This is a genomic window from Sphingomonas sp. BL-S-28 (assembly GCF_055521515.1).
In genome coordinates, this window is the sequence record NZ_CM145483.1 from 1,517,359 (window position 1) to 1,543,249 (window position 25,891).

General features: G+C 66.0%; 24 protein-coding genes. 19 read left to right on the forward strand and 5 right to left on the reverse strand.

Annotated elements, in window-relative coordinates; translation table 11 throughout:
* Window positions 1-141: 141 nt before the first annotated feature.
* From ACZ1JC_RS06340 to ACZ1JC_RS06385, 10 genes are all read left to right on the forward strand, one after another.
* On the forward strand, window positions 142-453 hold the full coding sequence (locus ACZ1JC_RS06340; RefSeq protein ID WP_465138777.1) for an STAS domain-containing protein: 312 nt from the start codon (window positions 142-144) through the stop codon (window positions 451-453).
* Window positions 450-818 (forward strand): response regulator, encoded by a 369-nt coding sequence (locus ACZ1JC_RS06345; protein WP_086492540.1) that lies wholly within the window; start codon window positions 450-452, stop codon window positions 816-818. The genes ACZ1JC_RS06340 and ACZ1JC_RS06345 overlap by 4 nt, the downstream gene beginning before the upstream one ends.
* Window positions 815-2,833 (forward strand): chemotaxis protein CheA, encoded by a 2,019-nt coding sequence (locus tag ACZ1JC_RS06350; RefSeq protein ID WP_465138776.1) that lies wholly within the window; start codon window positions 815-817, stop codon window positions 2,831-2,833. The genes ACZ1JC_RS06345 and ACZ1JC_RS06350 overlap by 4 nt, the downstream gene beginning before the upstream one ends.
* Window positions 2,834-2,837: 4 nt before the next feature.
* A complete protein-coding gene (locus tag ACZ1JC_RS06355; RefSeq protein ID WP_465138775.1) occupies window positions 2,838-3,356 on the forward strand; it encodes a chemotaxis protein CheW in 519 nt (172 codons plus the stop codon).
* 13 nt (window positions 3,357-3,369) lie between these two features.
* Window positions 3,370-5,055: a methyl-accepting chemotaxis protein gene (locus tag ACZ1JC_RS06360; RefSeq protein ID WP_465138774.1), complete on the forward strand. Its 1,686-nt coding sequence runs from the start codon at window positions 3,370-3,372 to the stop codon at window positions 5,053-5,055.
* A 56-nt stretch (window positions 5,056-5,111) separates the two neighbouring features.
* Window positions 5,112-6,932 (forward strand): methyl-accepting chemotaxis protein, encoded by a 1,821-nt coding sequence (locus tag ACZ1JC_RS06365; protein ID WP_465138773.1) that lies wholly within the window; start codon window positions 5,112-5,114, stop codon window positions 6,930-6,932.
* On the forward strand, window positions 6,929-7,414 hold the full coding sequence (locus tag ACZ1JC_RS06370; protein WP_465138772.1) for a chemotaxis protein CheW: 486 nt from the start codon (window positions 6,929-6,931) through the stop codon (window positions 7,412-7,414). The genes ACZ1JC_RS06365 and ACZ1JC_RS06370 overlap by 4 nt, the downstream gene beginning before the upstream one ends.
* Before the next feature lie 103 nt (window positions 7,415-7,517).
* Window positions 7,518-8,330 carry a CheR family methyltransferase gene (locus ACZ1JC_RS06375; RefSeq protein ID WP_465140278.1) on the forward strand — a complete coding sequence of 271 codons (813 nt, stop codon included), beginning with the start codon at window positions 7,518-7,520 and terminating at the stop codon, window positions 8,328-8,330.
* Between the two features lie 4 nt (window positions 8,331-8,334).
* A complete protein-coding gene (locus tag ACZ1JC_RS06380; RefSeq protein WP_465138771.1) occupies window positions 8,335-9,423 on the forward strand; it encodes a protein-glutamate methylesterase/protein-glutamine glutaminase in 1,089 nt (362 codons plus the stop codon).
* The gene (locus ACZ1JC_RS06385) at window positions 9,420-11,270 is read left to right on the forward strand and encodes a hypothetical protein (RefSeq protein ID WP_465138770.1); all 1,851 of its coding nucleotides are present in this window, start codon (window positions 9,420-9,422) and stop codon (window positions 11,268-11,270) included. Before ACZ1JC_RS06380 ends, ACZ1JC_RS06385 begins: the two co-directional genes overlap by 4 nt.
* Before the next feature lie 4 nt (window positions 11,271-11,274).
* On the opposite strand, the gene ACZ1JC_RS06390 is transcribed toward ACZ1JC_RS06385, so the two are convergent.
* On the reverse strand, window positions 11,275-11,403 hold the full coding sequence (locus tag ACZ1JC_RS06390) for a hypothetical protein (protein ID WP_465138769.1): 129 nt from the start codon (window positions 11,401-11,403) through the stop codon (window positions 11,275-11,277).
* 140 nt (window positions 11,404-11,543) lie between these two features.
* Here ACZ1JC_RS06390 and ACZ1JC_RS06395 point away from each other — a divergent pair, with 140 nt between their 5' ends.
* Window positions 11,544-12,062, forward strand: a complete 519-nt coding sequence (locus tag ACZ1JC_RS06395; RefSeq protein ID WP_465138768.1) for a hypothetical protein — start codon at window positions 11,544-11,546, stop codon at window positions 12,060-12,062.
* Between the two features lie 5 nt (window positions 12,063-12,067).
* Here the strand turns inward: ACZ1JC_RS06395 and ACZ1JC_RS06400 are convergent, their stop codons facing one another.
* A complete protein-coding gene (locus ACZ1JC_RS06400; protein WP_465138767.1) occupies window positions 12,068-12,964 on the reverse strand; it encodes a LysR family transcriptional regulator in 897 nt (298 codons plus the stop codon).
* Window positions 12,965-13,051: 87 nt separating this feature from the next.
* Here ACZ1JC_RS06400 and ACZ1JC_RS06405 point away from each other — a divergent pair, with 87 nt between their 5' ends.
* Window positions 13,052-13,831, forward strand: a complete 780-nt coding sequence (locus ACZ1JC_RS06405) for an alpha/beta fold hydrolase (RefSeq protein ID WP_465138766.1) — start codon at window positions 13,052-13,054, stop codon at window positions 13,829-13,831.
* An 84-nt stretch (window positions 13,832-13,915) separates the two neighbouring features.
* Here ACZ1JC_RS06405 and ACZ1JC_RS06410 read toward each other — a convergent pair whose 3' ends face one another.
* Together ACZ1JC_RS06410 and ACZ1JC_RS06415 are read right to left on the reverse strand one after the other, a co-directional pair.
* Complete coding sequence (locus ACZ1JC_RS06410) at window positions 13,916-16,435, reverse strand: TonB-dependent receptor (RefSeq protein WP_465138765.1); 2,520 nt, start codon at window positions 16,433-16,435, stop codon at window positions 13,916-13,918.
* A 173-nt stretch (window positions 16,436-16,608) separates the two neighbouring features.
* Window positions 16,609-17,385 (reverse strand): SDR family NAD(P)-dependent oxidoreductase, encoded by a 777-nt coding sequence (locus ACZ1JC_RS06415; RefSeq protein ID WP_465138764.1) that lies wholly within the window; start codon window positions 17,383-17,385, stop codon window positions 16,609-16,611.
* A gap of 428 nt (window positions 17,386-17,813) precedes the next feature.
* Here ACZ1JC_RS06415 and ACZ1JC_RS06420 point away from each other — a divergent pair, with 428 nt between their 5' ends.
* The 7 genes from ACZ1JC_RS06420 (at window position 17,814) to ACZ1JC_RS06450 (ending at window position 24,913) form a co-directional block, all read left to right on the forward strand.
* On the forward strand, window positions 17,814-19,490 hold the full coding sequence (locus ACZ1JC_RS06420) for a class I adenylate-forming enzyme family protein (protein ID WP_465138763.1): 1,677 nt from the start codon (window positions 17,814-17,816) through the stop codon (window positions 19,488-19,490).
* A 41-nt stretch (window positions 19,491-19,531) separates the two neighbouring features.
* Window positions 19,532-20,404 (forward strand): amidohydrolase family protein, encoded by an 873-nt coding sequence (locus tag ACZ1JC_RS06425; RefSeq protein ID WP_465138762.1) that lies wholly within the window; start codon window positions 19,532-19,534, stop codon window positions 20,402-20,404.
* Between the two features lie 14 nt (window positions 20,405-20,418).
* Window positions 20,419-21,507 (forward strand): Rieske 2Fe-2S domain-containing protein, encoded by a 1,089-nt coding sequence (locus tag ACZ1JC_RS06430; RefSeq protein WP_465138761.1) that lies wholly within the window; start codon window positions 20,419-20,421, stop codon window positions 21,505-21,507.
* 32 nt (window positions 21,508-21,539) lie between these two features.
* Complete coding sequence (locus tag ACZ1JC_RS06435; RefSeq protein ID WP_465138760.1) at window positions 21,540-23,054, forward strand: amidase; 1,515 nt, start codon at window positions 21,540-21,542, stop codon at window positions 23,052-23,054.
* Window positions 23,055-23,094: 40 nt separating this feature from the next.
* Window positions 23,095-23,853 carry an SDR family NAD(P)-dependent oxidoreductase gene (locus ACZ1JC_RS06440; protein WP_465138759.1) on the forward strand — a complete coding sequence of 253 codons (759 nt, stop codon included), beginning with the start codon at window positions 23,095-23,097 and terminating at the stop codon, window positions 23,851-23,853.
* Between the two features lie 119 nt (window positions 23,854-23,972).
* Entirely contained in the window at window positions 23,973-24,440 is a 468-nt protein-coding gene (locus tag ACZ1JC_RS06445; RefSeq protein ID WP_465138758.1) for an Lrp/AsnC family transcriptional regulator, read from the forward strand.
* Entirely contained in the window at window positions 24,437-24,913 is a 477-nt protein-coding gene (locus tag ACZ1JC_RS06450; protein WP_465138757.1) for an Lrp/AsnC family transcriptional regulator, read from the forward strand. Before ACZ1JC_RS06445 ends, ACZ1JC_RS06450 begins: the two co-directional genes overlap by 4 nt.
* Before the next feature lie 45 nt (window positions 24,914-24,958).
* Here the strand turns inward: ACZ1JC_RS06450 and ACZ1JC_RS06455 are convergent, their stop codons facing one another.
* The gene (locus ACZ1JC_RS06455) at window positions 24,959-25,864 is read right to left on the reverse strand and encodes an NAD-dependent epimerase/dehydratase family protein (RefSeq protein ID WP_465138756.1); all 906 of its coding nucleotides are present in this window, start codon (window positions 25,862-25,864) and stop codon (window positions 24,959-24,961) included.
* Between the last annotated feature and the right edge of the window lie 27 nt (window positions 25,865-25,891).

The following is a 25,891-nucleotide window of genomic DNA, read 5'->3' on the forward strand; positions in this document are numbered from 1 at the left end:
CACACATTCCGTACGCGTTCAGCAAAACTTCGAAAAAAACGCGCCCCGGCATCCGTATCGGCCGGTATTCCTCTAGAATCTGGATAGGCCATCCCCCCGCGCCGACCCCGTCGCACTCACGGCCACAATCCAGAGGAAGCGATGCGTCAAGTCATAGCTGTTCCAAATTCCATAACCGTGCGCTCTGCACACGTATTCAAGCAGGCAATTCTTGCCGGGTACGATGCGCAGCAAGACACTGATCTTGATTTGTCTGCACTAAGTGAAGTCGATCTTGCATTTGTCGAGATCGTTTACGCTGCGCGTGATCAATGGGCGCGCGCCGGGCGGGATTTGCGCCTGACGCAGCCCGCCGGCGGTGCCGTTGCCGCTCTGCTGGAACGCGCGGGCTTCCTGACGGACCTTACCCCCTCGGACATCGAATTCTGGTTCCACGGAGAACTGCCGCAATGACTGCCTCTATCCTCACCGTCGACGATTCCCCCAGCCTGCGCATGGCGATCCGCATCGCGCTGACCGGCGCGGGCTACGACGTTACCGAAGCCGGAGACGGCGTGGAGGGCCTTGCCGCAGCGGGCGCCAAGCGGTTCGATCTGATCATTACCGACCTCAACATGCCCAATATGGACGGGCTGACGATGATCCGCGAACTGCGCAAGGCGCCGGAACAGGCGGGCGTGCCGATCATCTTCCTCACCACCGAAAGCGACGATGCGATGAAGCAGCAGGCCAAGGCGGCCGGCGCCACCGGCTGGCTGGTGAAGCCCTTCGTGCCCGAACAGCTGATCAAGGTTTCGCGCAAGGTGTTGGGCCGGTGAGCACGCAGGATCCGGTCGCGGCGTTCCGCGTCGAGGCGGGCGAACTGCTGGACCAGATCGAGCACGGGCTGCTCGACCTTGGCCACCGGCTGGACGACCGCGGCTTGATCGACGAGGTTTTCCGGGGGCTGCACACGCTCAAGGGATCCGGCGCGATGTTCGGCTTCGACGCGCTGGCCAATTTCACCCACCACTGCGAAACCGCGTTCGACCGCGTGCGCAAGGGGCTGGCCCCGGCAACGCAGGAACTGGTGGCGGTGATCCTTTCCGCGCGGGACCACATGCGTGCGCTGATCGAGGGCGACGGCACCGGTCTGGAAGCGACCGGGGCGGCGATTCTTGAACAGCTTCAGGCGGCGATCGACGCGGCAGGGGGCAGCGCGCCCGATACCGTCGCTGCGCCCGCTGCCGTCGCCGCTGCTCCGGCTGTCTCCGCGCAGGGCTGGCGGTTGTTCTTCCGCCTGCCGGCCGACGCCATGGCCAATGGCACCAACCCCTTGATGTTGCTCGACGAGCTGCGCGATCTGGGCGAATGCCGGATCGCCGCGCGCACCGATGCCATTCCGCCGCTGGCCGAACTGGTGCCGACCGAATGCCACATCGGCTGGGATGTCGAACTGCGCGGCGATATCGCGCGCGACGATATCGACGATGTCTTCATCTTCGTGATGGACGACATGGAACTGACCATCGAGCCGCTGGAGGCCGATGAGCCCGCCGAAGTGGTTGCAGAGGCGGCGCCCGTAGCCGAAGTCCCGGCTGCCGCGCAGGACAAGCCCGCCAGCCGCACGCCTGCCCCGTCAGGCGCGAAATCGGCCGCCAATGCCGGCGAAAGCGTCCGCGTTCCGGCCGAGCGGCTGGACGAACTGATGGACCGCGTGGGCGAATTGGTGATCGTCCAGAGCCGCCTTTCGCAGCTCGCCAGCGGGCATGGTTCGGCCGTGGGCAGCGAACTGGCGCTGCGCTCCATCTCCGAAGAGATCGAGCGTCTGGCCGGCGAACTGCGCGATACCATGATGGTGCTGCGCATGGTGCCCGTCGCCAGCCTGTTCAGCCGCTTCCGCCGTCTGGTCCACGATCTTGCGCGCGAAACCGGCAAGACCATCGAGCTTTCGACCGAGGGTGAGACCACCGAAGTCGACAAGACCATGATCGAGCGTCTGGCCGATCCGATGGTCCACCTGATCCGCAATGCCTGCGATCACGGCTTGGAAACGCCCGAAGACCGCCTTGCCGCCGGCAAGCCGGCCGCCGGGCAGGTGCATCTTTCCGCGCATCAGGCGGGCGGCGAAGTGCTGATCACCATCCGCGACGACGGTCGGGGCATCGACCGCGCCCGCGTGCGCGCCAAGGCGGAATCGCAGGGGCTGATCCAGCCCGGCCAGCAGGTTTCCGACCATGATCTGCTGCAGATGATCTTCCACCCCGGCTTCTCCACGGCGGCGCAAGTCACCAACTTGTCCGGCCGCGGCGTCGGCATGGACGTGGTGAAGCGCACGATCGAAAGCCTGCGCGGCCAGATCGACATCACTTCGGCGCCCGGAGAGGGCTCCACCGTGGTGCTGCGCATCCCCCTGACCCTGGCGATCATCGACGGCCTGCTCGTCCGCGTGGGTGAGGGCCGCTACGTGATCCCGCTGGGCGCGGTGGAGGAATGCCTCGAACTCAGCCTTGAGGAAGACCTGCGTTCGCGCGGCCGCAGCTTTATCACCCTGCGCGACCGGCTGGTGCCGTTCCTGCGCCTGCGCGAAATCTTCGATACCGGCACGCGGCCCGATCCGCACCAGAAGATCGTCGTCATCGCCACCGGCAACGAACGCGTGGGGCTGGTGGTCGATCAGATCATCGGCAGCCACCAGACGGTCATCAAATCGATGTCCCCGCTCCACCGCGACGTGGCGACCTTTGCCGGCGCCACGATCCTGGGCGACGGCGGCGTCGCGCTGATCCTTGATGTCGCCCAGCTCGTGATGCTCGGCCAGAACCAGGAGGAGCGGCTTCGCGCCGCCGGATAAGCCCATGAGCGAACAACCGACCGCCACCCAGTGGGATGCCGCCGGCAATCTCGAAGTGCTGACCTTCAATCTGGGCGAAGAAACTTTCGCGCTGGAAGCCACCTTGGTCCGCGAGATTCTGGACCTGTTGCCCGAAACCCGCGTGCCCGGCGCGGCGCCGCTGCTGGGCAGCGTGGTCAACTTTCGCGGCAAGATCATTCCGATTGCCGACCTGCGGCTGGCCTTCGCCATGCCCGCAGCCGAAGCGACCGTCGACAGCCGCATCGTCGTGATCGAGACGGACGCGGAAGGCGAGACATTCCAGATCGGCATCCGCACCGACAAGGTTCACGAAGTGGCGACGCTGCAGCGCATCGCCAGCGAGGAACCGCCCGCCGTCGGCATGCGCTGGCGCCGCGATTTCGTCCGCGAACTGGTTCGCCGGCAGGACGGCGTCGTCGTCCTGCCCGATCTGGCCGCGATTTTCCGTTCCCTGGTCGGCAGCGCGGAAAGCGCCGCCGCCCAGCCATCCACACTCCACTGAGCCGGGGGGCATCATGCGCGCGACCATCAAGCTGAAGCTGGGGGGCACTTTCGTCCTCCTCCTGATCATCATGACCGCCACGATCGTGGTGGGCATTTCCCGCCTTACCACCTTGAACGACGCCATCGGCGATCTCGTCACCGGACCCGCGCGACAGCTGGACCGGGCGCGGGCCATCGACGGCGGCGTCAGCATGATGGTGCGCGCGGAAAAGAATCTCGTGCTGTCGGACGATCCGGCGCTGCGCCGCGAGCTGGAAACCCAGATCGCGACCTGGCGTGACAAGGTGGAACAGGCCGTGCAGCAGGGCAATGCCGCCGCATCGGACCAGTCGCGCACGTCATGGGCGCAACTGCGTGAGCAGTGGAATGCGTTCAAGCCGGTCAACGAACATGTCGCGACCTTGAGCGGCACCGACAGGGCCGCCGCCTCCGCGCTGACGATGGGCGAATCCCGCGACCGCGCGCAGGGCGTGAGCAAGACCGTCGAAGCGCTGGTGCAGGTAGAGCAGCAGACCATGGCGAAGGCGGACGACGATACCGAAGTCACCTACGATTCCGCCCGCTCGCTGATGATCGCCATGGGCGTAGCGGCCTTCCTGATCACCGCCGCTGCCGCCGCCTATCTGGCGCTGCTGATTGCGCGCGGGTTGAAGTCGGCGGGTGACGCCATGCGCCAGGTGGCCGATGGCGACCTGACGCGCACGGTAGAAATCCGCTCGAATGACGAGATCGGCGATCTGCTGGGCCACGTGAACACAATGATCGAACGCCTGCGCGGGGTGGTGGGCGATGCCGGTGTTGCGGCGGAGAACGTGTCCACCGGTAGCCAAGAGCTTTCGGCCAATTCCGAGCAGGTCTCGCAAGGCGCGACCGAGCAGGCAGCGGCGGCCGAGCAGGCCTCCGCCTCGATGGAAGAGATGGCCGCCAACATCAAGCAGAACGCCGACAATGCGGCGCAGACCGAAAAGATCGCGCGCCAGTCTTCCAAGGATGCGGAATCGAGCGGCGTTGCCGTGGAGCGCGCGGTGGTGGCGATGCGCACGATTGCCGAGAAGATCGGCATCGTCCAGGAAATCGCCCGCCAGACCGACCTTCTCGCCCTGAACGCGGCGGTGGAAGCCGCACGCGCCGGCGAGCATGGGCGCGGTTTCGCGGTGGTCGCCTCCGAAGTGCGCAAGCTTGCCGAGCGCAGCCAGCAGGCCTCTGCCGAGATCAGCGCCGTCTCCACCGAGACCGTGCATGCTGCCGCCGAAGCGGGCGAGATGCTCTCCAAACTGGTGCCGGATATTCGCCGCACCGCCGAACTGGTCTCTGAAATCAGCGTCGCCTGCCGCGAACAGGATATCGGCGCATCGCAAATCAATGAGGCGATCCAGCAGCTCGATCAGGTGACGCAGCAGAACGCCGGCGCGTCCGAGCAGATTTCGACGACGTCCGAAGAACTCGCCGCGCAGGCGGAGGAGCTTCAGGCCTCCATCGCCTACTTCCGCGTCACCGATGCGCCGGTCCGCCGCAAGGCGCCGCCGATGGCCGCCCGGCCGGCAGTCACGCCGGCTCGCAAGGCTGCAGTGCCAGCACGTTCCACCCGTTCCCTGACCGTTGCCGACCAGCAGGCCCGTGCCCGTGGTTTCGCGCTCGATCTCTCTACCGGCGGCCCGGATAGCGAGGACGAGGCCTTCAGCGCCCACGTCGCCTGATCCGAACGGTTTCCCGTCTTTCCCCCCAATCTGGGTTTCCAAGGCTACTTTTCTCCATGCGTGCAACCATCAAAATGAAGCTGGCCGTCACGTTCGGCATAATCCTGCTGCTGCTGGCCGTGCTTGTCGGCGTCAGCCTTACCCGTCTCAGCACTCTGAACACGGCGATCACCGACCTGATTTCCGGCCCGGCCGCGCGGCTTGACCGTGCAGAGCGGGTGCAGGTCGTGTTCGGCACGATGTCGCGCAACGAGCGCAGCATGACGATGACGAACGACCCGGCGCAGCTGAAGGAATTCGACGACAAGGTGACGCGCGCGCTGACCGAATTCGACGGTCTGGTCGAAGAGGGTGAGGCAGCGGCGACGCCCGATACGCGCCAGACCTGGCGCGACATGCGCGCGGCGCTCGACAACTACAAGCCGCTGGACACGCGCATCCGCGATCTGGCCCGCGCGAACCAGAACGACGAAGCCGCCCGGCTGGCGCTTGGCCCGGCACGCGCCGTGCTGGACCGCGTGAACAAGCAGGCCGATACCCTTGTCGATCGCGCGCGTGACGACATGAAGCAGGTCGATAGCGATACCGACGCGCTCTACGCCTCGGCCCGCTATACCCTGCTGACCGTGGCCGCCATCGCCATCCTGGGCGCGCTGGCTGGCGGCGTCTGGATCTCGCTGATCGTTTCGCGCGGTCTGGGCCGTGTCAGCACCGTGATCAACGCGGTGGCCATCGGCGATCTCGATCAGGACGTGGAAGTCACCTCGAACGACGAGATCAAGGATCTGGTCGACACCGTGAACAAGATGACCGCCAACTTGCGCATCAGCGCCGGTCTGGCCGACAAGATCGCCGACGGTGACCTCACCGTTTCGCACAAGCCGCTGTCCGATGAAGACAAGCTGGGCCACGCGCTGGTCCGCATGATCGAGCGTCTGCGCGGCGTCGTGGGCGATGCCACCGTGGCCGCCAACAATGTGGCCAGCGGTAGTCAGGAACTGTCCTCGACGTCCGAACAGGTCTCGCAAGGCGCGACCGAGCAGGCGGCGGCGGCCGAACAGGCATCGGCTTCGATGGAAGAGATGTCCGCCAACATCAAGCAGAACGCCGAGAACGCGGCGCAGACCGAGAAGATCGCCCGCCAGTCGGCACAGGATGCCGAAGCCAGCGGCGTTGCGGTTGACCGTGCAGTGGGCGCGATGCGCACGATTGCCGAGAAGATCGGCATCGTGCAGGAAATCGCCCGCCAGACCGACCTGCTGGCGCTTAACGCCGCAGTGGAAGCTGCCCGCGCCGGCGAGCATGGCCGCGGCTTCGCGGTCGTCGCTTCCGAAGTGCGCAAGCTGGCCGAACGCAGCCAGGGTGCGGCCGCAGAGATCAGCGCGGTTTCGTCCAACACCGTCGATGCCGCCACCGAAGCGGGCGAGATGCTCTCGCGCCTGGTGCCCGACATTCGCCGCACCGCCGAACTGATCTCCGAAATCAGCGCCGCCTGCCGTGAACAGGACATCGGTGCCGGCCAGATCAATCAGGCGATCCAGCAGCTGGATCAGGTGACCCAGCAGAACGCCGGCGCGTCCGAGGAAATCTCGGCCACTTCGGAAGAACTGGCGGCGCAGGCCGAGGAGCTTCAGGCAAGCATGGCCTATTTCACGGTCGAGGATGCCGGCAAGCCGGGCCGCTCGGCCGGGACGGCCCGCAGCGCGGCCCCCGCGCGCAAGCCGGCCCCTGCGAAAGTGGCGGTAAAGGCCCCGATCAAGACCGCCGCCAAGCGCCCCGCGACCAACGGCCACGCCCGTCCGAACGGCTTTGCGCTCGACCTCGCCATGGGCGGTGCGGACGACCATGACGACGCCTTCGGGATGCAGACCGCATGACCCAGACGCAGGAAATCCAGGCCGTAACGTTCGGCCTCGGTGCAGAGATCTTCGCGGTGCCGGTGGCACTGGTCCGCGAGATCCTGGACTATCGGGACACTTTCCGCATTCCGGGCGGCCCGGATTACCTGCTGGGCCTGACCGACATGCGCGGAGAGGGCGTGACCACCATCGATTTCCGCCTGCGGCTTGGCCTGCCGCCGGTGGAGCCGACACCGGCAACGCGCATTCTGGTGATCGATATCCCGCTGGACGACCGGGTGCTGACCTTGGGGCTGGTGGTCGACCGGGTGATCGAGGTCACCAGCTTCCGCGCCGACCAGATGAGCGCCGCGCCCGACGTGGGCGTGCGCTGGCCGTCCGACTACATCGGCGGGGTGGTGAAGCGCGAGGAAGGCTTCACCGTGCTGGTGAACATGGCGCGCGTCTTCTCTGCCGAGGATGTCGCCCAGCTTTCCGCACCCGTCGCGCTGCCCGCCTGAATCCGTCCCTCTACCGTTGAAAGCCGCGCAGATGACCGCATCCGCTCTTGCCAGTCGCCCCGCCACCCCGCAGACTTCGGGGGCGCCCCTTGGCGGCGACCGCATGAGCAAGCGCAACTTTGCGCGGCTGGCGGCCTATATCTACGAGGAATCGGGCATCAAGATGCCCGACAGCAAGCAGACCATGCTGGAAGGCCGCCTGCGCCGCCGCCAGCGCGCCACCGGCTCGCCCACGCTGGATGCCTATTGCGACCTGCTGTTCACGGCGGACAACCTGCCGCAGGAAGGGCCGGCGCTGATCAACGCCGTCACCACCAACAAGACCGATTTCTTCCGCGAACCCGGCCATTTCGATTACCTGAGCAACGTGATCCTGCCGGAAATGACCGCGCGCGGTGTGCGCAGCATCCGCGCCTGGAGCGCCGCCTGCTCCACCGGGCCGGAGCCCTACACGCTGGCCATGGTGCTGGACGATCACGCCGAAACCCGCGGCGGCCCGGCCTATGGCATTCTGGCCACGGATCTCGATACCGATGTGCTGGAAACCGCGCGCAGCGGCATCTACCCGGCCGAACTGGTGGAGCCGGTGCCGGCGGCGCTTCAGCGCAAATACGTGATGGCCTCGCGCGATCCGAAGCGGCGCGACGTGCGCATGGTGCCCGAACTGCGCAGCGCGATCGGCTTCGCCCGGCTGAACCTGATGGACGACCACTATCCGGTGGGTGAGCCGATGCACCTGATCTTCTGCCGCAACGTGCTGATCTATTTCGACAAGCCGACGCAGCGCAAGGTCGTCTCCCGCCTCGTCGATTGCCTGAAGCCGGGGGGATACCTGTTCCTGGGCCATTCGGAATCGATCACCGGGCACGATCTACCGCTGACGCAGGTGGCCAATACCGTGTTCCGGAAGGGCTGAGGCGATGCTGACGGGCAAGAAGATCCGCGTCCTCGTCATCGACGATTCCGCCAGCGTGCGCCAGACGATGACCGCGATCCTTCAGGAGGATCCGGAGATCGAGGTGATCGGCGCTGCCCCCGATCCGTTCAGCGCCGCGCGGCGGATTCAGGAGGAAGTGCCCGACGTCATCACGCTGGACGTGGAAATGCCGCGCATGGACGGCATCACGTTCCTGCGCAAGCTGATGGCGCAGTGCCCGGTGCCGGTGGTCATGTGCTCGTCGCTGACGGAAGAAGGCTCCGAAACGCTGCTGCAAGCGATGGAAGCCGGCGCGGTGGACGTGATCCTGAAGCCGCGCATCGGCGTGGCGGACCATCTGGCCGAACACAATCTGCAGATCCGCGACGTGGTGAAGGGCGCCTCCCGCGCGCGCGTTCGCGGCCGGCCTGCCGTGCGTGAGGCGAAGTCGGACGGGCCGCCCAAGAAGCTGACCGCCGATGCCGTGCTGCCCCCGCCCAGCGGCCGCGCGATGAGCCGCACGACTGAGATGGTGGTCTGCCTTGGCGCCTCCACCGGCGGGACGGAGGCCCTGCGCGAAGTGCTGGAAACGCTGCCCGCCAATGCGCCGGGCGTCGTCGTGGTCCAGCACATGCCGGAGAATTTCACCCGCGCTTTCGCCAAGCGTCTGAACGGCCTGTGCGAAGTGGATGTGAAGGAAGCGGCGGATGGCGATCCGGTGCTGCGCGGCCACGTGCTGATCGCGCCGGGCGGCAAGCACCTGATGCTGGAACGGCAGGGCGCGCGCTATTGCGTCGCGGTGAAGGACGGTCCTTTGGTGTCGCGCCATCGCCCCTCCGTGGACGTGCTGTTCCGCTCTGCCGCGCGCTCCGCCGGATCGAACGCGGTGGGCGTGATCATGACCGGCATGGGCGATGACGGTGCGCGCGGCTTGCTGGAAATGAAGCAGGCCGGCGCGCGTACCTTCGCGCAGGACGAGGCGACCTCGATCGTGTTCGGCATGCCCAAGGAAGCCATCGCGCGCGGCGCGGCGGACCGGGTGATCCCGCTGGGCTCCATCGCCCGTGAAGTGTTGGCGGCCACCGCGCGATGACCGTGCTCTGTTTTCCCGATCCCGTCTTGGAGGAACCGGCAAAGGCCGGTCTGGAGGGTGCCCTGATTCTTGAAGCCCTGGTTCTCGAACCGACCGATCTTGACCGCGAAGCCGTGTTTTCGGCCGATCCGGCGATGGCGCGCATGGAGCTTCGCGATGCGCTGGTGGCGGTGTCCAGCGGGCTGGACGCGCGCTTCGTGGCGGCGGGTACGGCGCTGGCGCGTGCCTACGAGATCGTCGAAACGCTGATCGGCGCGCTGGAAAGCGTGACCAACGCCTTCGAACGCGATGCGGCCGAAGCGGCGGTGGACAACATGCATCGCACGGCGGACCGGCTCATGCGCCTGCCGGCCATTCAGGCGACCCGGCATCAGGCGCTGGGCGCCATCGAGCAATCGAGCGCGGCGCTGGCCGGGCAGATCGATCAGGTGAACCGCACGCTCAGTTTCCTGCGGATCTGCGGGCTCAACATCAAGGTGGCGGCAGCCGGTTCGGGCGACTTTTCCGGCTTTGCAGACATGATGTTCGCCAAGATCGATCTGGGCGAGCAGGAGATGGAGAGCATCGCGCGCGAAATTGCCTGGCTGGCCGAAGCCGTGCCGGGCATGTTCGAGGTGGAACGCCAGCTTGCCAGCGAATGCACGGTGGTGATCCCGCACGTGCCACGCAAGCTGGCAGAGGACGCTCGTGCCTTGCAGCAGCACCAGCAGGACCTTGCCGACCGCGCGGTGCGGATCGCCGAAGTGGCGCGCCATATCCGCAATCAGGTCGGCACCGCGCTGGGCGCGCTGCAAGTGGGCGACATCACGCGGCAGCGGCTGGAGCATGTGGCCGACGGGTTGGGCGATATCGATGCCTTCCTGATCGATGCGCTCTATGTGGAAGACAGCGACCGCGCGGCGATCGGCGGCCATATCATGGCGCTGCTGGCGGCGCAGGCGGCGGATACGCTGGAGACGTTCCAGGCAGAGGCGCGGCTGCTGGCGAGCAGCCTGCGCGCCATCGGCCCCAGCGCCGCCAGCCTGCTGGACCTGCAGGACGGCGATGCCGGGAATGGGGGTGAAAACGGGGGCGAGAACGAGGGCGTGTTCCTGCAAAGGCTGGAACGCAGCGTGGGCGATGTGGCCAGCGTCACCGCCAGCTTGCGAGAGGCCGATGACCGGTCGAACCGCCTGAGCAGTGTGGCCTCCACCACGGCCGAAAATCTCGCGCAGCGGCTGGCCACTGTCCACCGTATTACCAGCGATGTGCAGCAGATGGCGTGGAACACCGATCTGCGCTGCTATCGCATGGGTACCGAAGGGCGCGGGCTGGCGGTGGTCGCGGCGGAAATTCGCGGCTTCGCCGCGACATTGGCGACCATCGCATCGGGCATCGCGCAGTCGTTCGACGGTTTGACCGAGGCGGCGGCGGTCATCAAGGGCTCCGATCACGATGAGCCTGCCGATGCCGGGCAGGCGCTGACGGAATCGCTGGATTGCATCCGCGACGGCGGCCAGCGCATGCGTCAGGGCCTGTCCGAACTGGATCAGAACGCTGCGGCAGTGACCGGGATTCTTGCCGATACGATGGATCAGGTCGATTGCGAAGCCGAAGTGGGCGAGCCGCTTGCCCGGATCGCCGATCATCTGGCGCAGTTCGGTCGGGCCTGTGAAGAAATGCCGGAATCGGGGCAGGAAGCGTTGGGCGCGCTATTGGGCACCATCGCCGCGCGCTACACCATGGCCCGCGAGCGCGAAGTGCACCGCGCGTTCCTTCCCGCCTCGGAACAGGCAGCCACCGCCGACGATGGGCTGGGCGACCTGTTCCTGGACGACGACGACGATTTCGACGACGGCCTGTTCTAGGCCCTTAGCCCAGCAGCAAGTGTCCGGTGGCCAGCAGCACGCCGGCCAGCGCGACGGTGCTGCCGACGCCCAGTTGCAAGGGGTTGATATTGCGCCGAAGCGGCAGGGCGAGGGTCTGTTCGATTGTGCTCATGAGGGGGAATGTAACCCGTCATGGGCGGATTGGCTGTCAGGCTTGTCCGTTTACTCTGATCGGCCCAGCCGTCTGATGTGAAGAGAGCAGTTGATCGCGGCGAGCGGTCCGGCCATTGCATGCCTATGCGCTTTCAAATCATGAACTTGCCCATCGCTGCCGCCGCAATCCTGCTGGCGTGCGGTGCCACATCGGCCTTTGCCGAGGATGTCGCACCGGACTTCTTCGCCGCCGCCCTGTGCCAGCCGGCCTATTCCATGGATACGGCGACGCAGCTTTACGAAGCGGCGGAGAAGCTGGCCAAGCCGGATACTTCCACGCTGGGCGCGGCGATTTACCACCTTCCCGCGCCGATCAAGCGAGACGGCTTTGTGACGCAGGATGTGGTCTTTGCCGGAACGTCGGTGGGCGTGCTGCTGGAAGGCGGTGTCGCGGCGCAGGCGGCTGCAAAGTACCAGTTGGCACCCGAAAAATCGCACCTCTTCGGAGCCTCCTCGCTTGGCTTTTCCCGTCCGCTGCCGGAGGATCAGCAGGTCGATCCGGAAATGGGGCTGGTCTCGGTGATCGCCCGCGAGGGGCCGGCACTGGGCGGCAAGACGCTGCTCGCCTGCGAATATGTCTCCAGCGAAGACCGCCGCGCGCTCGAATCGTTCAATTGACAGCGTCAGGCCGCATCGGTCTCTGACGGGAAGCGCGCCTCCGCCACGAAGGCCGCAACGGTGGCGGCGCGCTCGTCCGCGCGCGTGGCAAGGGCAAGCGTGACCGTGGGGGAATCGCCCTTGAGGTCGTGATAGGTCACGCCCTTGAAAGAGGCGTCGCGCATCGATTCCGGCACCAGCGCCACGCCCAGTTCGGCCGCGACCAGCGCAAGGACGGAGGCGACTTGCGGTGCCGATTGGCCCAGCACCGGCTCGAACCCGGCGCGGCGGCATCCCTCCAGCGTCGCGTCGAACAGCGTCGGCCCCAGCACGCGCGGGGTGAGGATGAAGGGATCGCCGGCAAGCTGCTCCAGCCGGATCGGCTCGCCATGCGGCATTCGGCTGGAGGCGAGCGCGGCGATCAGCGGCTCGTCGGCCAGATGGAACAGCCGCAAGTCGTGCTTGTCCACCGCTTCGGGGCGCAGGAAGGCGGCGTCCAGCGTGCCGTTGCGCAGCCCTTCGACAAGGCCGTTCGAATTGTGCTCGGCCAGGCTGAGTTCCACGTCGGGGAAGCGCCGGCGATAGACGCGGATCGCCTGCGGCACGCGCGGATTGAACGCGGCCGATCCGGTGAAGCCCACGCGGATTCGCCCGGTTTCGCCGGCAGCCGCACGCTGCGCGGCATTGACTGCCGCCGCCACCAGGCCCGGAATCTGCCGCACCCCTTCCTCGAACGCGCGGCCCGCCTCGGTCAGTTCCGCACCCTGTGGGATGCGGTGGAACAAGGGCGTGCCGACTTCGGCCTCCAGATCCTTGATCTGATGGCTCAGCGGCGGCTGGTTGATGCCCAGCCGGTGCGCGGCGCGGGTGAAGTGGCGTTCCTCCGCCACGGCGAGAAAATAGCGGATGTGGCGCAGTTCCATATCATACCTAAAACATATCAAGATCGCCTCCATCATGAATTGGACAGATGGAGTGTGCAAGCGCATCTCGCCGGCAGGAGATTTGATATGGCAAGTTTGGCGATTCAGGAGACGGTCAACACGGTGCAGGCGCGCAGCCTGTGGCCGCGTGAGGTTCCGCAGCGCGCCGCCGCGCTGGAGCCCGTGGTGTTCCTGCCCGGCCTGCTGTGCGATCAGGCGCTGTGGCGCCGGCAGATCAGCGCACTGGCGGACGTCGCCGCGCCGATGGTGGCCGATCTGACGCTGGACGATACCGTCTCCGCCATGGCCGAGCGCACGCTGGCCGCCGCGCCGGCACGCTTCTCGCTCGTCGGCCTGTCGATGGGTGGCTACGTGGCGCTGGAAATCATGCGCCGCGCGCCGGAGCGGATCTCCCGCCTTGCGCTCATCAACTCCAGCGCGCGCGGCGATACGCCCGAACGCCGCCAGCAGCGCATGGTCGGCATCGAATCGCTGCGCCGGGGCAAGTTCCTGGGCGTGACCCACAAGCTGCTGGGTCAGCTTGTCCATCCGGATCACACGAGTGGCCCTGTGGCGGACGAGATGCGCGCCATGGCCTCACGCGTCGGCGGCGATGCCTTCATCCGCCAGCAACACGCTATCATGACCCGGCCCGAGGCGCTGGAGGGTCTGGCGCAGATCGCCGTGCCGACGATGGTGGTCGTGGGCGACGGCGACCGCATCACCCCGCCCGACCACGCGCGCGAAATCCACGCGCGGGTGGCCGGTTCCAGCTATCACGAGATCGGATCGTGCGGGCACATGGCCGCGCTGGAACATCCCGAGCAGACCAACTTCCTGCTGCGCAACTGGCTGTCGCAAGGCTGACCACCCGGGGCTCAAACAGAGTGGCGGGCCGACACGCTAACAGTGCCGGCCCGCGGCGCAGGGTGGAACCCGCGCTGAGAGTTATTAAAACGTGACGCCCACCGTCACGCCATACGTGCGCGGATCGGCGTAATAGCCGCCGCCATAACCCAGTTGCCCGAAATCGATGGCGCGCACGAAGTCCTTGGCATTGGTCAGGTTCTTCACCCAGAACCGGACGAAGCCCTGCCCGCCGGCCAGCGCCATGTTCTCGACGCCGATCTGCGCGTCGATCACGTCGCGGTCGTCACCCTTCAGCACGTCGTTGAACGGGGAGGTGGTGATGCTGGTGAAGCTGTATTTGCCGTCCTCATGCGTATAGCCCACGCGCGCCTTCAGCGTGGCGTCGTTCCAGCCCAGCGGGAACTGCGCATTGATCGCGGCATTGGCGGTGAGCGGCGAAGTATAGCCCGGCGTCACGATGGAGGCGATGTTGACCGGCGGCGCCCCCGGCGTGGTCGATTGGCCGGCCAGGAACTCCTTGTACTTGATGTCGACATAGCCAAGGTTGCCGTCCAGCGAGAGGTACTCGTTCAGCACGGCCTGCGCTTCCACTTCGAAGCCGGTGTAGGTCACCTTGCCGGCATTGCCGATGCGCGTGGCGAATGTGCCCACCGGCGCATCGGTCAGCGGCACGTTGACTGCCAGATCCTTGTAGATGTTGTGATAGGCGGCAAGGTTCAGGCGCAAGTGGCGGTTGAACAGTTCGCTCTTCACGCCGATCTCGTAGGAGGTGACGCTCTCCGGGTTGTAGTGTGGCAGCGTGGTCGTGCCGCTGATCGCCGGATCCTGCGAGTTGAAGCCGCCCGATCGATAGCCGGTGGCGGCGCGGGCATAAAGGTTGATGTCGTGCGCGATGTCATAGCCGGCCATCAGGTTCCAGGTGAACTTGCTGAAGCTGGCGTGCCCGGTTTCGGCCACCGGCAGCGGCGCGGCGCCGTTCTGCTGGCGGATCATGCTCTTGTCGTCCCAGGTGTAGCGCCCGCCCGCCGTCAGGCGGATGCCGCTATCCCGTCCGCCGGGGTAGAAGGTGAATTGGCCGTATAGCGCCTTGCTCTCGCTGGAGGCGGTGTAGGTCAGCCGGGCCAGCGTCTGCACAAGGCGATAGCGGGCCGGATTGGCGGCGGCGAAGGACGGGCCCAGCGCGCCGAAATTGGCCAGGAAGATGGCATTGGTATCGAGGACGTAGCCGCTGTTCTGATAGCCGTCTTCCGATCCCTTTTCCCAGAAGTAGAAGCCGCCGACCACCCAGTCCAACGTGTCGGTATCGCCGGAAACCTCGATCTCCTGGCTCAGCTGCTTGTGGTGGCGGTGGTTGTTGATGTCGTAGAGGTTCTGCGATGTCGTCGGCACCGGCGCGGCGGCGATGAACGGGCGCGCGGCGGCGGGGATGGAGGGGATGTACTGCAGCAGCGAGACGGGCATCCCGTTGAACAGCGTGGCGTTGGAAAAGGCCGGCCCGGTGAACGCGCCGATGCCGTCCAGATCGGCGATGGAATCGCTGTTCCAGAAGCGGTAGCCGGTGGTGGACTTCACCTTGAAGGGGCCGAAATCGTTCTGGACCTGCAGGTTGTGGCCCCAGCTCTTGTCCATCGCCTTGCCCAGGATGTCGTTGCAGACTTTGCTGCGGTACTTGCGCCGGGGCTCCGCCAGTGCCGCGCATTCGGGATCGGCGAACGTCACGCCGGCCAGATATTGCGCCACCGGGGCCTGCTGGGTGACCGCCACCGATTGGCCGTCCACCACGATCGGCGGGCGATAGGTGCCGTCCGAAACGTTGGTCAGCTGGAAGGCGGGCGGGCTGCCGTCGATCCGGTTCCAGTCGAAGATGTACTGGATGCTGCCGGTGCCGCCCAGTTCGGCGCGGGCGGCGATGCGGAAGGCATCGCTGTTGCGCGCACCGGGGTCTTTCGAATCCTTGGGCTGCAGGATGTTGTCCACCACGCCGTTTCGCTGCGAATGGCTGTAGGACAGGCTGGTGGCCACGCCGGCGATCTCACCGGGATCGAGGATGATCTTGCCGTTCCACGCGTCGAAGTTGCCGTATCCGGCCTCTGCCTTCAGGCGGAACGTCTTCGACGGTTCGCGGGAGATGAAGGCCATGGCGCCGCCGGTCGTGTTACGGCCGAACAGGGTGCCCTGCGGCCCGCGCAGCACTTCCACGCGCTGGATGTCCATCACGTCCAGCCCCATCGCGCCCGAACGGGCGATGTAGACGCCGTCGACATAGAGGCCGTTCGCGGCATCGACGCCGAAGCTTTCGCTGCCGCCGTTGGAGATGCCGCGCATGGAAAAGACCGCCGCGCTGTTGCTGACCGTGCCCGGCAGGATCGTGACGTTCGGCGCCAAGCCGCTGAGATCGCGCGAATCCTGGATGCCCAGCTGCTCGATCTTCTCGCTGCCGATGGCGCTGATCGCGATGGGCACGTCCTGCAGGTTTTCCGAACGCTTCTGCGCGGTCACCACGATCTCGTTCAGGCCGGACTGGGCTGGTTCTGCCGGCTTTTCCTGCGCCATGGCGGGCAGGGCAAGCGCAAGCCCGCTGGCGCCCGCCAGCAAGTGCACGATGAGGGTGGGGCTCCTGAATCTCTGATGGCATTTCGGCATCGATTGTCTCCCGTGATTGTCTTTTTGTTCGCGGCAGGTCCGGCCCTATCCGGCCCGCCGTCGCTGGTGCCCGGATCGGAACCGGTTTGGTGCACACCCTCCGGACGGAGGCGCGCTGGTGAGATTGGCCGTCAGGACGGCATGTAGAGTTGCGCGGCCTTGCCCCCGTCCACCGGCAGCGCGGTGCCGGTGACGTAGCTGGCATCGTCGGAAAGCAGGAAGGCGATGGCGCGGGCCAGTTCGTCCGGATGGCCGCCCCGGCCCATCGGAATGGCCTCCGTCGTGCGCGCGGCGACTTGCGGCGCGCGGGCGGCGAATTCCGCCGTGCCCACGGTCTGCACCTGGCCGGGGACCACGGCGTTCACGCGGATGCCCAGCGGCGCGCCCTCCATCGCGGCCACCGCCGTGAAATGGACCAGCGCTGCCTTGGAGGCCGAATAGCTGGCCATGTTGACCGCCGCGCGGATCCCGCACGTGGACGCGACATTGACGATGGCGCCGCCGTTGCCGCCATCGGTCATGGCCTTCATCGCCGCCTGCGTGGCGACGAAAGCGGCATCGGCGTTGACCGCGAAATCCTTGCGCCAGTGCTCTATCGTCAGGCGCGCGATCGGCGCGTAGTGCGTGGACATCGCGTTGTTCACCAGCATGTCCAGCCTGCCATGACGGCGGGCGACATCCTCGATCATCGCGGTGAGGGCGGGGAAATCCGCCACGTCCAGCCTGACGGCGGTGATAGGGCTGCCTTCGGCCTCTATCGCGGCCAGGGCGTGGTCCAGCTTGTCCTGCCGGCGCCCGCAGATCGTCACCAGCGCCCCGCGCCGGGCCAGCAGTGCGGCGGTCGCCAGCCCGATGCCGTCACTGCCGCCGGTGACCACCGCCACGCGCCCTTCGAAATCCCGAATCATCGCTTTCCCAGCTTCCTCTTGTCCCGTGGTGCGCAACTCGCGAGCGGCTGCGTTACGCAATTGAATTCTTCAAAATGCGTAGAATGTAAACATCAAAAATACGAATCTGAGCCAAAAGAACGAAATTGAGCGACTGCGTGGAGTGCATGGAATGGCGCGAAATCGGCCATTGTATTCGTGAAGAACACGCATTTTGGTGAGGAAAATGCCGATCGTGCGGGGAAATCATGCTGGATCGTCGCTGATGAGATAGCGCGTAAAAATAATTGCCTTGAAATACGCGAACAAGGGAATATTCTGGCCGCAGAACACAAACGATGCGAGTCGACGGGAACGGGATGTCTGGCGCGAAGCCGGGGCAGCGAAAGCGGGCCTTGCCGGCGTGGCCGGACCCATGTGCGCCCACGGCTACCGGGTAGGGGAAGGCAGTGCTCAATCAGTGTGACGGTGCGGGTGTGGCCACGGTCGACCCGGTCTTCGCGGAAGTCACCGCAGCCGGTGCGCCGTTCGAAATCGGTGAGCGGGACGGCCTGCGCATCTTCGTCAATGCACCGGCCGACCTTGGCCAATTGCTGGAAACGGCGCGCCGGTTCGGCGATCAGACGATGATCGTCGATTTCGAAGGCCCCGAAGGCGAGCGTCGGCTGAGCTATGCCGAGGTTTTCGCATGGCGTGACCGACTGGTCCGCCATCTCGGCATCCGCCGGGGCGATCGGGTGGCGATCGCCATGCGCAACCGGGCGGAATGGATGGTGGCCTTCCTCGCGGTCATCAAGGCCGGCGGTGTGGCGGCAGTGCTCAACAGCCGGGGATCGGCGGCCGAGATCGCGGATACCATCGATTATATCGATCCTGCGCTGGTGCTTGCCGATGGCGAGCGTGCCACGGCGATCCGCGATGGCGGCTATCGGGGGCGCATTCTGGACCTGACCGCGCCGCTGGAGGGCGAGGGCGCGGAGCCCGAACAAGTCGCGCCCGCCGGGCCCGACGATGCCTGCGCGATCCTCTTCACATCCGGCACTACCGGCCGCTGCAAGGGGGCGGTGCTTTCGCATCGCGGCCTGATTACCGGACTGCTGGGCACGCAGTTGACCGGATCGATGGTGCTGCACAACATGGCGCGCCAGTACGGCATTTCGGTCGAGACCATGATGCAGCAGGCGCCGCCGCAGGCGATCCTGCTGGTCTATCCGCTGTTCCACATTTCCGGGCTGGGTTCGGGCTTCCTGGCGCCGATGCTTTCGGGCGGGAAGATCGTGACGATGCGGCGCTGGGATGCGGCGGAAGCGGTACGGCTGATCGCCAAGGAGCACGTTACCCAGCTCTCCACCGTGCCGACGATGCTGTGGGATATGGTGCACAAGGCGCGGCTGGCCGACGCCGATCTGGCATCGCTGCGCAACATCGGCTCCGGCGGGCAGGCGCTGCCGCTGAATCTGCTGGAAGAAGTACACCGCCTCTGCCCGCACGCGCTGCTCGGCACCGGCTACGGTATGACCGAGACCTCCGGCGCGATCGCGCAGGCGGTGGGCGACGATTTCCTGCAGGCGCGCGCCTCTGCCGGCCGTGTGCTGCCGCTGGTGGACATGCGCATCGTGCGGCCCGACGGCGGCCTTTGCACAGCCGGTGAAAGCGGCGAGATCACGGTGCGTAGCGCCATGGTCATGTCAGGCTACTGGAACCGTCCCGAAGAGACCGCCGCCGCGCTCACGCCCGATGGCTGGCTGCGCACCGGCGACATCGGGTTCCGGGACGAGCGTGGCTACATCACCATCGTCGACCGGTCGAAGGACATGGTCATCTCCGGCGGTGAGAACATTTACTGCGCCGAAGTGGAGCGGGTGCTGAGCGAACTGCCCCAAGTGCGCGAATGCGCGACTTTCGGAGTAGCGGACGACCGTCTGGGCGAACTGCTGGTGGCGGTGATCGATGCCGACGGGCTGGATGCGGATACCGTGCGCGAATGGGTGGGCGGGCGGCTGGCCCGTTACAAGGTGCCGGCCCACGTCGCCTTCTCGGCCGGGCCTCTGCCGCGCAACCATTCCCAGAAAATAGACAAGATCGCGCTGCGTGCACTGTGGCCGCAACTGGCCGCGCAAGCCTGACCGGGCAACTGACAGCGCAACAAAGGACAGGAGAACATCGCATGGGCATGCCCCGTGACATCGGCATTATCGACTGCATGCTCGGCATTCCGGAGGCGGAGGACCGTTCCGAATGGTTCGCCCCGTTTCGTCCGCTGATCAAGGACCAGCAGACGATCCAGCAGTTCGCGATGCCGGCGCAGTACATGTTCAAGGACATCCCGCAGACCGGCGACGTGGACGATTTCGTGGCTTGGACCGTCGCGCAGATGGACCGCCACAATGTGGACAAGGCCATGGTCGGCTGGAACGACAATGCCACGTCCTACCGCGCGAAGGAGATGTTCGGGAACCGCTTCTTCTTCGACCTGCCGGTCGATCCCAATCGCGGGATGGAGGAAGTGCGGCGCATCCGGCGGATCCATGCCGAAGTCGGCCTGTCGGCGATCAGCTGCTTTCCGGCGGGAACGCTGCCGCAAGTGGCGATCAATCACAAATACATGTTCCCGATCTACGCCTGTGCGGAGGAACTGGGCCTGCCGGTGCTGCTGAATGTGGGCATTCCCGGCCCGCGCATCCCGATGGAAACGCAGAAGGTTGAACATCTGGACGAAGTCTGCTGGTTCTTCCCGGACCTGAAGATCGTCATGCGCCACGGGGCGGAGCCGTGGGAGGCGCTGGCCGTGAAGCTGATGCTGAAGTGGCCGAACCTCTATTACTCGACCAGCGCCTTCGCGCCCAAGCACTACCCCAAGGCGATCATCGATTACGCCAATACGCGCGGCGCGGAGAAGATCCTCTACGCCGGCTATTTCCCGATGGGCCTCAGCCTGGAACGCATCTTTTCCGACATGGAGAACGTGCCGTTCAAGGAACACGTCTGGCCCAAGTTCCTGCGCGAAAACGCGATCAGGGTTTTTGATCTCAAGTCATGACCGGAGAGGTACCCATGTCCGAAGCCGATCCGCGCGCCGCCAGCGATGCGCGCACCCCGCCCGTTGCCGTGTGGCAGATCCTCGAAAAGCTGCGCGGCCAGGATCTGGTCGACTGGCGCCTTGCCGAAGTGAAAGGCCGTGCCTCGGTAGAAGCGCGCAACCTGAACAACGGCATCCCGTTCGGCTGGTATCCGATCGACCTGTCCGCCGACCTTGCCGTGGGCGAGGTGAAGCCGCTGCACTACTTCGCCAAGGATCTGGCGATGTGGCGGGGCGAGGATGGGCAGGTGCGCGTGGTCGATGCCTATTGCCGCCACCTCGGCGCGCACATGGGGCACGGCGGCAAGGTCAACGGCAACCTGCTCGAATGCCCGTTCCACGCCTGGCGCTATGACGGGAACGAGGGCGTGGTGAAGGACATCCCCTATGCCCGCGTGATCCCGCCGCAGGTGAAGCGCAAGTGCGTGCGCACCTGGCACGTGGTGGAAGTGAACCGCTGGATCTGGGTCTGGTATCACCCTGAAGACGCCGATCCGCTATGGGAAGTGGCGGTGCTGCCGGAGGCGACCGATCCCGACTGGACCGATTACGAGGTCCACGAATGGAACGTCTGGGGTTCGCTGCAGAACATGGCCGAAAACGGCGTGGACTTTGCGCACTTCAAGTACATCCACGGCACGGCCGATGTGCCGCAGGGCGATCTGCGCTGGGGCGAATGGGGCCGCGGTGCGGATGTTAAGGCGAAGATGGGCACGCCGATGGGCGAAGTGGACGGCCTTATCAGCTATGACACGATGGGCCCGGGCCAGAGCTGGACGCGCTTCACCGGCATTTCCGAAACGCTGATGATCGCCTGCCTTACGCCGGTGAGCGAGGATCACGTGCACGCGCGCTTCTGCTTCACCCAGCCCAAGGCGCAGGCCGAAGGGCCGATGGGGCGGCTGGCCAAGGGCCTGATCCGCGACATCTGCAAGCAGTTCGATCAGGACAAGGTGGTGTGGGACCGCCAGAAATTCGAACCCTCTCCGATCATCTGCGACGGTGACGGTCCGATCCCGCAGTTCCGCAAGTTCTATTCCCGCTTCTACGCACAGCAGGATTGAACATGGGGGACATGCCGGGAGAAGGAACGTCGATGACCCGTCGCACGATGATCGCAGGTGCGGCGGCGGCCGGGGGGCTTGCCGCCGCACCTGCCCTTGCGGCCACAAAGGCCGCGACCGGGGCTGGCCATCCGCTGGATACGCACGACGCGCTGGGGCTGGCGGAGCTTGTCCGTACGCGTCAGGTATCGCCACTCGAACTGCTGGATGCGGCGATAGGGCGGGCCGAGGCGCTGGACCCACGCCTGCATTTCATGGCGCAGCGGCATTACGACTATGGCCGCGCGGCGATCGCCAACGGGCTTCCCCAAGGGCCGTTCCGCGGCGTGCCGTGGCTGCTCAAGGACCTGAACACTTATATCGCGGGGCTGCCGACCGGGAACGGCAGCCGGTTCTTCAAGGACTACCGCCCCGATGTAACCTCCGAACTGGTGCGCCGGATCGAGAAGGCGGGCTTCGTGGTCTTCGGAAAGACCGCCGTGCCCGAACTGGGGCTGACCGGCACGACCGAGAACCAGGTGACCGGCGCTACCCGCAATCCGTGGAACCCCGCGCATATTGCCGGTGGTTCGTCGGGCGGGGCGGCGGTGGCGGTGGCATCGGGCGTGATCCCGGCGGCCCATGCGACTGACGGCGGCGGATCGATCCGCATTCCGGCATCGTGCTGCGGCCTGTTCGGTCTCAAGCCCAGCCGGGGCCGGGTGCCGATGGGGCCGCCGCGCACGGAAGGGTGGGGCGGGCTTTCGGTGCACCACGCGGTAACGCGCAGCGTGCGCGATTCCGCTGCGATCCTTGACGTTACGCACGGTGTGGAGCCCGGCAGCCGCTATTCCGCGCCCACGCCGTACGAGACGTTCCTGGCGCAAGTGACCAAGGTGCCGGGCAAGCTGCGCATCGCGCTGATGCTGGATGCGCCATCCCGCGCGCCGATCGATCCCGAGTGCCGCGATGCCGCGCTGGCCGCCGCACGCCTCTGCGAAAGCCTTGGCCACACGGTGGTCGAGGCCGCGCCGAAGCTGGACGTCGCCGCCCTTGGCGCGGCCGGTTTCGCGCTGATCGCCTCTTCCGTGGCGGCGGACATGCTGGACCGGGCCAAGGCCACCGGCATTCCGCTGGGCCCCGATGTGCTGGAACCGATCACGCTGGCTTTCGTCGAGATGGGCCAGCACGTCACCGGCATGGACTATGTGCGGGCCAACAATGCGCTGCAGGCGGCGGCGCTGACGATGGCGCAGTTCATGGCCGATTACGACATGATCCTCTCCCCCACGCTGGCCGCGCCGCCGCTGGAACTGGGCAAGATTAACCTGACGCCGGGTGTCGACTTCGCCGCATGGGGCGCGCGCGCGGCGGCGTTCTCACCCTTCACGCAAGTGGAGAACATGACCGGCCAGCCCGCCATGTCGGTGCCGCTGGGCATGTCGAAGGCGGGGCTGCCGATCGGGGTGATGTTCGTCGGCCGCTATGGCGACGAGGCGGGCCTGCTGCGCCTTGCCGGTCAGCTGGAACAGGCCGCGCCGTGGAAGGATCGGCGCCCGCAAGTGTGATCGGCCTCGGCCGGCCAAAGACAATTCAGGAGTACGGATAATGCGCGGATTGAGCGGCAAGGTCGGCATCGTTGCCGGCGGCGGGCGAGGCATCGGTGCGGCAACGGCGCGCCGCCTTGCAGCCGAGGGTGCTTCGGTGGTGATCGGCGATATCGTCGAGGAATGGGCGCTGGATACCGCACACGCCATTCGCGAAGGCGGCGGCAGGGCGATCGGCATGCGGCTGGACGGCACCAGCGCTGCCTCTCAGGCCGCGATCGTGGCAGCGGCACTGGCGGAATTCGGCGGGCTGGACTTCTACCACTCCAACCTCGCGGGCGGGACGGAGGGCGATATCGATGTGCTCAACTGCACGGAGGAGGTGCTGGACCGGTCCTTCGCGATCAATGCCAAGAGCCATTTCCTCGCCACGCAGGCGGCTCTGCCGGTGCTGCTGGAGCGTGGCGGCGGGGCGATGATCTATACCTCGTCCGGCGCGGCGATCTCCGGCAATCCGCTGCAGGTCGCCTATCCGATGACCAAGAACGCGCTTCACGCGCTGGTCCGCCATGTCGCGCGCAAGTTCGGCAAGCAGGGCGTGCGCGCCAACGGCATCTGCCCCGGCGTGGTGATGACCGAGGCGGTGGCCCAGCACCTGACCGACGACTATGTGGCCGGAATGCTGGAGGCGATCCCGCATCGCCGTCTGGGCCAGCCGGACGATATTGCCGGCGCGGTGGCCTTCCTCGCTTCCGACGACGGCGAATGGGTCAATGGGCAGCTCTGGCACGTCAACGGCGGCTCGCTGCTACGCGATTGAGCACCGATCAAGCCCGGGGATTTCCCAATGCGGAGAAGCGCTTTCGATTCGACGTGCCGTTTCGATACTGGCAAGACCCTTCGCTTATCGGCAACGATGGGAAAGAAACGGGCGAGGGCATGGACGATCTGGCGGACTTCGATGAAACGGACCTGAAGATCGTGGAGCAGTTGCGGCGCAATGGCCGCGCCACGCACCAGCAGATCGCCAAGGCGCTGGACATCGCGCCCACCACCGTTTCCGCCCGGATGCGGCGCATGGAGGAGTCCGGCACTTTGCGCGTGGTCGCCGTTTCGGACTTCGCGGTGCATGGCTATCACGTGCTGATCTACATCGGCATCGAGGTCAGCGGACGCGCGCCGGGCGACGTGGCGGAGGAACTGGCGCAGTTCGAGGAAGTCTTCGCCGCCTATCTGGTAACTGGCCGCTACGAAGTGAGCGTGCTGCTGGCCCTGCCCAATGTGGACGATCTTTCGCAGTTCGTGACCAGGAAGTTCTCGAAAGTGGCGGGTATCCGCTCGATCACGCAGTCGATCGGGCTCGACATCATCAAGTTCGGTCTGGATTCGGTGGAGGACGCGGAATGAGCTGGCCTGATCTCGACGATCTCGATCACCGCATCATCGCGATCCTTTCCAAGGATGCGCGCGTGTCCAACCGCAGCATCGCCGCCGATCTGGGGGTCAATGAAGGCACCATCCGCCTGCGGCTGAAGCGCTTGCAGCAGGATGGTCTGATCGCCTTCACCGCGCTGATCAGCCCTAAACTGGACCGCAGCACCAAGACCGCCTTCGTCTCGATCCAGGCGGATATGACGCGGTTCAAGCAGATCGCCCGCGAATTGCGCCAGATCCCGACGATCCATTCGATCATGACGATGCTGGGTCCATTCAATATCATGACCACCTGCCTCTATCGAGAGATCGAGGATCTGCATGAGGTGACCGTCCGCCAGATCATGGCGGTGGAAGGGGTGCAGCACGTTGAAACGTCGATCGCGGTGAAGACGGTGAAGTTCACCAATGGCGTGGTCGGCGTCAGCGCCGTCGCCAAAGGATGATGCCATCGGCCGGCTGTTACGCCGGCCGATAGTGTCTTATCCGTCCTATCCGAACTGGGCGGCGATATCGTTCACGGCCGCGCGGACATCTTGCCGGCGATAGCCGAGCAGAGCGGTTTCCACGGGATCGGGTTGGTAATCGATGAAGTTGCCGCGCCCTTGCGGGATCGCCACGTCGGGCAGCAGGGGCATTTCCGCGTCCCGCTCCTTCAGTTGCACATCGGATCGACCGGCCGCGTCGAAGAACATCTGGAAGTAATCCCGGAACGACAGGTTCTCATCACCGACGAGATAGGCTTTGCCCGGCGCGCCCCGTTCCAGCGCGCCCTCGATCGCTTCGGAAAGCGAAGTGAATGACATGAAATTGGTGCCGCCGGTCGGTGCGTAAGGCGGGATCGGCAGGTGTCCCTTGGCCCACTGGGCGTAAGGTTCGAAGATCGCGCTGGGCAGGCCGGGGACGGTGCCGACCATGAAGGGGGCATTCACGCTGCAGACGTCGAAGCCAGGGCGACCCTCGGCACGCGCGCCTTCGCAGGCGGCAAGGCGCGATTGAATGTAGACATTGCCGTCCAGCAGGTACGGAGCGGCCTGGGGGTAAAAGCTGCCGAGTTGCACCGCACGGGATACGCCCGCCTCGCGCGCGGCGGCGAAGAATGCGGGAATGGCCACGTCATTGGCCTGGCGCAGCCACGCCCCGAAGTCCGCCCCCGCGGGCACATGGCGCGGATCGTTGCCGGCGGCGAAGACGACCCAGTCGAACCCCGCCAGTCGATCCGGGGTGAAATCGCCGGTCACATAGTCGCCCTGGAGATAGGCGAGCTTGGCCATGGGCGTGGCGGCATTGGCGCCTGTACCGCGCCCGGTGATGGTGACCTGATGGCCTTTTGCCGCAAGATGAAGGGCGGCGTGGCCCCCAAGGGCGCCAGTGCCCCCGACGACGAGAACTTTCATGGACAATCTCTCCGTACAATTGTGGTT